The 6,239-nt window shown below is 55.0% G+C and carries 4 protein-coding genes and 1 pseudogene; 4 read left to right on the plus strand and 1 reads right to left on the minus strand.

Annotated elements, in window-relative coordinates:
• Both Q0Z93_RS09435 and Q0Z93_RS09440 read left to right on the plus strand, forming a co-directional pair.
• Nucleotides 1-888 (plus strand): glucuronate isomerase (locus tag Q0Z93_RS09435; RefSeq protein ID WP_298064894.1); only part of this gene is annotated, 888 nt, incomplete at its 5' end.
• A gap of 48 nt (nt 889-936) precedes the next feature.
• Nucleotides 937-1,374 carry a DoxX family protein gene (locus Q0Z93_RS09440; protein WP_298064895.1) on the plus strand — a complete coding sequence of 146 codons (438 nt, stop codon included), beginning with the start codon at nt 937-939 and terminating at the stop codon, nt 1,372-1,374.
• A 95-nt stretch (nt 1,375-1,469) separates the two neighbouring features.
• On the opposite strand, the pseudogene Q0Z93_RS09445 reads toward Q0Z93_RS09440, so the two are convergent.
• Nucleotides 1,470-2,071 (minus strand): annotated as a pseudogene (locus Q0Z93_RS09445) (recombinase family protein).
• A gap of 379 nt (nt 2,072-2,450) precedes the next feature.
• Here Q0Z93_RS09445 and Q0Z93_RS09450 point away from each other — a divergent pair.
• On the plus strand, nt 2,451-3,833 hold the full coding sequence (locus Q0Z93_RS09450; protein WP_298064897.1) for a fimbrillin family protein: 1,383 nt from the start codon (nt 2,451-2,453) through the stop codon (nt 3,831-3,833).
• 117 nt (nt 3,834-3,950) lie between these two features.
• Nucleotides 3,951-6,239, plus strand: a 2,289-nt coding sequence (locus tag Q0Z93_RS09455; protein WP_298064898.1) for a DUF4906 domain-containing protein, incomplete at its 3' end; no start/stop codon positions are given.

Genomic DNA, 6,239 nt, shown 5'->3' on the forward strand with positions numbered 1-6,239 from the left:
GATCCGGAAATGTGGCCTGCGTGGAGACCGGATAGGGTGATGGCGGTGGAGGATGTTGCCGCTTGGAATACCTATGTCGATCGACTGTCTGAAATTTCCGGGCGGCGGATTGCGACATGCTCGGAATTGTGGGATGCGTTACGCGAACGGCTGAATTTTTTTGCGGCGGCGGGCTGCCGGGTGTCGGATCACGGGCTGGATACGTTCTACGGCGAGGATTTTACCGATTCGCAGCTCGAAACACTGTTTGCCGCCTTGCGCAGCGGTCGGGGGCTGACGGAACGGGAGACTGCTGTGTTCAAGTCGGGCATGCTTTACCATCTGGCGGCGATGAACTGCGAGAAGGGATGGGTGCAGCAGTTCCATGTGGGGCCGCTGCGCAATAACCGGACGAAACTTATGCGGGACTATGGGCCGGATGCGGGGTGCGATTCGCTGGACGACCGGCCGGTGGCGCGGACTATGGGACGGTTTCTTGACCGGCTGGATCGCGACGGGTTGCTTGCCCGGACGATATGCTATAATCTCAATCCGAAGGACGGGGAGGTTATGGCCGCGATGGCCGGTAACTTCAACGATGGCTCGGTGGCCGGTAAAATGCAGTACGGGGCGGCATGGTGGTTCTCGGATCATTTGAACGGTATGGAGCGCCAGCTCGAGATTCTTTCAAATTATGGGCTTTTGAGCCGTTTTGTGGGGATGCTGACCGACTCGCGCAGCTTCCTGTCGTTTCCCCGGCATGAATATTTCCGGCGGCTGTTGTGCGGAATACTGGGACGGGATATGGAAAAAGGTTTGATCCCGGCCTCCGAGATGGCAGCCGTGGGGCGGATGGTGGAGGACATCTGCTATCGGAATGCGAAATCTTATTTGGGATTCGGACTGTAAGTTGCACGGTTTTTGCTATACCTATATATAAATTCCACCTCTGCTGTTATGAATACGAATTCAAATCCCTGGGTCAGATTCCTGCTGAGCGAGCGGTATGCCAATCTCGCTTTGTTGTTTCTGCGGCTTTTCGTCGGCGGAATGATGTTGACGCACGGCATCGCCAAAATACAAAACTTTGCAGCCTTGCGCGAGGGGTTCCCCGATCCGATCGGGTGGGGCGTAGGGCTGTCGCTCGTGATGATCATCCTGGTGGAAATAGGCGGCTCTTTGATGGTGATAGCCGGGTTGCTGACCCGATTTGCAGTCATTCCCCTTGTTTTTGCCATGATCATGGCGATGACCGTCCATCCGGATACGAGTTTGGGCAGTATCGAATTGCCGCTGCTCTATCTGGGGATGTACGTCGTGATCTTTATCGCCGGGCCGGGCAAATGTTCGATCGACTGCCTGATCGGAAAGACCATAGGCCGTTCCGAAGACTGATCCTCCGGCCGGTCGGGACAGAAAATCGCACGGGCGGACACTCGAAAGGGAGAGTGTCCGCCCGTGCCGTTCGCCCGTGCTCGGATCGTAGAAAATTAGACCGCATATTGGTTCCGGAAGAGGTAAAACACCCCTCGCGACACCTGATATTCACGGCAGATATGCGCGATTGACGCTCCCTGTTTGATCAGGGAGAGCACCCTTTTTTTGTCATCGACCAGTTTTTGCAGTTTGACCCGCGACCCCACCGGTCGTCCGATACGTTTTCCCTCCGCCTTTTTGAGCGCCAGCGCCTCTTTCGTGCGCAGCGAGATCAGATTGTGTTCGATCTCCGCCACTAATCCGAAAGCGAATGCCAGCACCTTGCTATTGATGTTGTTGTCGAACGCATAGCCGTCTTTGGTGCTGTAGATCGTGATTTCTTTTTCCATGCAGATGTTCAGGATAGACATGATGTCGAGCAGCGTTCGGCTCAGGCGCGAGAGTTCCGTGACGATCAGCGTGTCCCCTCTTTTGAGCCGTTTGATCAGCATTCCCAGTCGTCTTTCGTTTCGTTTCGTTTCGTTTTTCCGCTGACCACCTCCGTGACCCACTTGTCGATTGTGATTCCGCGTTTTTCCGCGAATTTTTTGATTTCCAGCTGTTGATTTTCGAGATGCTGTTTCTCGGTACTGACTCTAAGATAAGCGATAACCATAGCGATAAATTAAATAATGAATAATATGGAATATAAATACGTACAATCATTTCTAAAAGTCTGTATATAGTAAATAGCGCTATAATCGGGACTTTTTGTTGGTAAAAAGTACCCTTTCAATTAACCGTTCGATTAATTACTAATAATGTCACAAATGTATAAAAGGAAATTGTAACCACCAAACAAAAACTGACTTAAATATCCCCTCATCAAGTGAATATCGTCAATTTCTGACATGATAAATGCGAGCTTTCAAAGGCTTGTGTGCAAGGCTGATTTACCCTTACAATTAATCGAACGGTTAATTGGAAGGTAAGGTTCTGCAACCGTTTGGTTTGCAGTGTTTTGTGAGATTGGCGAACGCAGATAAGTACGAATGATGAAGCAGTATTTACTGATTGCAGCGGTGTTATTGACAGTTGGAGGCTGTCAGCGCCATGCGTCGGAAGAATTTTCGGAAGGACTTTTTGCAGTACGGTTTCAGAGCGGGAACACCGTGGAGGCAGCCGCGACGAAAGCAGGCGCAAGCGGCCCTTTGGCCGCCGGGAGCACCGTGCGCGTGGTAGCCTACCAGCGGGGGGCCGCAGGTCAGGCCGCCCCGGACTTGCCGAACGACACCTGGAAAGCGAGCGCCACCTACCGCGTGGAGAGCGACGGCAGCTTCGTGCCGTGCTTCGTGAACGACGACGGCAGCGACTCCGGCGCATCGGGCGCGAAGACCATGGAGCTGCACAACGGGACATACGACTTTTACGCCTACTCCACGGCGCGGAAGCTGGAATCCGACAACCGGACGGTAAAAGGGGTCGGGCACGGTGAAGATTTCATGGGAGCATACGTCGGGAGCCAGACCATCAGCCGCTCAGCGAACACCGTAGCCTTGCCCTTCGAGCACGAATGCGCGAAGACGACCTTCCGCATCGAACCCGTTACAGCCGCCAACGGCGGACTGACCAGCGACAGCCTGTTCGCCGACAGCGTCGTGATGCACAACATGGCGACCTCACCGGCGGCGGATTATACGATCGGCAGCGACCTCGCATCGACCGTCGGCGGGACAAACGACAGCGGTGTGATACGGACATTCGCCTATCTCAATGCGGCGCAAAAAGGAGACGGAGCTTCCGGTTCCGGGATATTTCTGCCGAAAAGCACCGGGAAGAAAGTGCCCGCCGAATTCTACATCAAAGTCAACAAGACCCGCTACCTGTTGAAAGCCGATCTTCCGGATATGGCTTTTTTGAAAGGACGCAACTACACCTTCACCGCACGTGTCAAACAAGGGAGCGTGGATTTGGTGTTGAACATCGTTCCGTGGAACCAAGTCGCGCAGAACGACCCGAATATGGGGGCCGATAACAGCTCCATATTGATCGGGAGCTGGGGCGGTGTGGACTGGAGCGGCAGCATGGGCGGCAATACCGATCAGGTAACCGCACCCTTGCAGGTAGGTACTTGGACAAGTGTCGCCCTGCCCGCCGATTTCCTCGGGCCGAACGGAGCAGGACAAGTAGGAAACTGGGGACAGGTCGATCCCGGGAACACCGACGTGGCAGGCCCGAACGGTCCGGGACAGGTAGGCAATTGGGGACAAGTCGGCGGCGACAACGCCATGGGCGGCAACCCGGACAAAATATCCGGCACACCACAGGTCGGGAGCTGGGGACAAGTCGGCGAGAACAGCGACTTTGCAGGCTCCAACGGCTCCGGACGAGTAGATACGTGGGGTCAGGTCAACGCCGGGACAGACATCGGGAAATAATCCCGTAAGGATACCCGGGACAAGACATCCCCGATGGGGGAACAGCCTCCTCACGAGCCCCCTCACGATAAACACGATAAAAAGAACAAACACGATACAAAACAAATAAACAAACCAATGAAAAGATTAATGATTTTCGCGGTCGCAGCGGTGGGTATCACCCTTGCGTCGTGCAGTAAATCAGAACTTCAGGTGCCGGACGTCTACGGGAAGCCCAACGCATTGCCCGTTCACGTATCGTTGACACCGGAAGCCCTCAGCGGGTCGTTCGGCCCGGTCAGCGAAGCCTCGCTTACCAAAACCGCAGCCGCCAAAGGCGACGGGATGGAAGTGACCTACGGCGAAGCCGACACCAAATCCACCACCGAACTGACCAATCCTGCCCAGGATGCGGCAGTCTTCGACGTATGGGCCATTCAATTCGATAAAAACGGGGCGCTGATCGGACAGCCCTACTACACCGACGACATCCCGACAGCAGGGACGGCAAGCGGCGTCGACGCCACCTACAACCTTTCCGTCAACCTGACCACCTACGACGATGCCGGCGGTAAAGTCTTCTTTATTGCCAACACCGGTTCGGCCAGCTTCTTCAACGGCAGCAACGCCGCCAACATCAACACGCTCGCCAAGACAGTGAAGAGCTACACCAACGAGTACAAGCCCACCGCCGCGAGCGGGCTGCCGATGCTCGGGGTTTACACAGGCAAAGTATCGTCCGCCGCAGCGATCGGTAACGTATCGATGAAGCGGCTGGTAGCCAAAGTGATCCTCAAGTATAAAGTCGACAACAGCTTCACCGGCTTCACCGTGACCGGCGTACGGTTGAAGAACGTCCCGGCCAACATCTACTTCTGCGCCGAGCCGACCACCGGCATTTTCCCGGCCTCAGCGACAGGGAGCCACCTCGACTATCCGGCCGAAAATCTCAGCACTGCGGCTACCGACGGAGCTTATAAGAAATTCGTTTGGTACATGCCTGAAAACCTGCGGAATGTGATTTCCGGAGTTGCCGGCGTGGGCGACCGGACGTTGGACAAGACCGACGGCAAAGCCACCTATATCGAAATCAAAGGGACGCTGAAAACCACCGCCAAGTGCGAAAAAGCCGTTTACACCATTCTCTTGGGTGACCCCACGACGAACAAAGGCGACTTCAACGTAAAACGGAACAACGTTTACACAGTGACCGTCAACATCCAGGGTACCAGTACCGCCGACAAACGGATTACCGTCGAAAAATTCGATGATAACAACAGCGCGATGCTTACCCCGAACGGAGGGACAGTGACTTTCGACGTGCGCAAATGTCTGGCCAATAAGTTCACCACCTCAGCGGCGCTGACCACCTTACTGACCAATAAGACATGGCGTGTCGAAGTGCTGTGGCAGGATGTGAACGCAGCCAACTACGTGACGATCAGCTACAACGAACCGGGTCAGACAGACGACAAGACCTTGGGTCTGTTTACCGTGAAATCCACGAATGCCACGGCAGGGAACGCAGTGGTGGCTATGTATGACGCTGCTACCGGCGGGAATATTCTCTGGAGCTGGCATGTTTGGGTGACCCCGTATCATCCGGACGGCCACAAAGTTTACGGGTTGGGTCTCAACTCGAAAGCGTCGGTACCTGGACCTGGTGAAGTGCATACTTACGGAACCGAATTCCAGAAAGCACAGGGCGGCGGCGCATTGCGGGTCATCATGGACCGGAACCTCGGGGCCACGAAAACCTACACGACGGTACCTGCCGCAAACGATATGACCGCTCAGCAGGCATTCGGTATGTTCTACCAATGGGGACGTAAAGACCCGTTCCCGCGTGCAACCAGTACGACTGTTAAAGTGACCGCCGCTACTACCATTCCGATTTACAAAGGAACTACCGTACTTCCGGAAGACGGAACCGGGTATAAGAAAGTGAATATCACGACTTCGGGTGTTGTTAAAAACAACAATACTTTGGAATATTCGGTGAAAAACCCGTTGTCGTTTATTTTCAGTTCCGCTACGCCTTATGACTGGTATGCGACCGCTGCTGCGAACCAGGATAACACTTTGTGGGGTGACGGCGCAGGAAAGAGCGCTTACGACCCGTGTCCGGAAGGCTGGCGGATCGCCCCGAACGGCACGTGGAGCGACTTCACGCGTACCGCTGCCAATGCCGGGACATTCCTCTACTATGAACAGGGCGCTCAAAGTGAAGCGGCAGATTACTATCTGACTAACGGTCGGTATTACGTCCCGACGAGCGGAGCGGTTCGTGCTTGGTATCCCGCCCCGGGCTTCCGCGACTCAGGCAACAACGGCCAGGATGGCGGATTGATGCACGTCGGCAACAGCGGGTACAGCTGGTCTTCAGCGGTCAGCGGTTCCAACGGCGTGTACTTGAACTTCGGCGCG

Source organism: uncultured Rikenella sp., from assembly GCF_947628055.1.
Taxonomy (GTDB): Bacteria; Bacteroidota; Bacteroidia; order Bacteroidales; family Rikenellaceae; genus Rikenella.

Bases quoted from the DNA above. Each gene is read 5' to 3' on its own strand.
- Q0Z93_RS09440 (WP_298064895.1), top strand. From the start codon at position 937: ATGAATACGAATTCAAATCCCTGGGTCAGATTCCTGCTGAGCGAGCGG.
- Q0Z93_RS09450 (WP_298064897.1), top strand. From the start codon at position 2,451: ATGAAGCAGTATTTACTGATTGCAGCGGTGTTATTGACAGTTGGAGGC.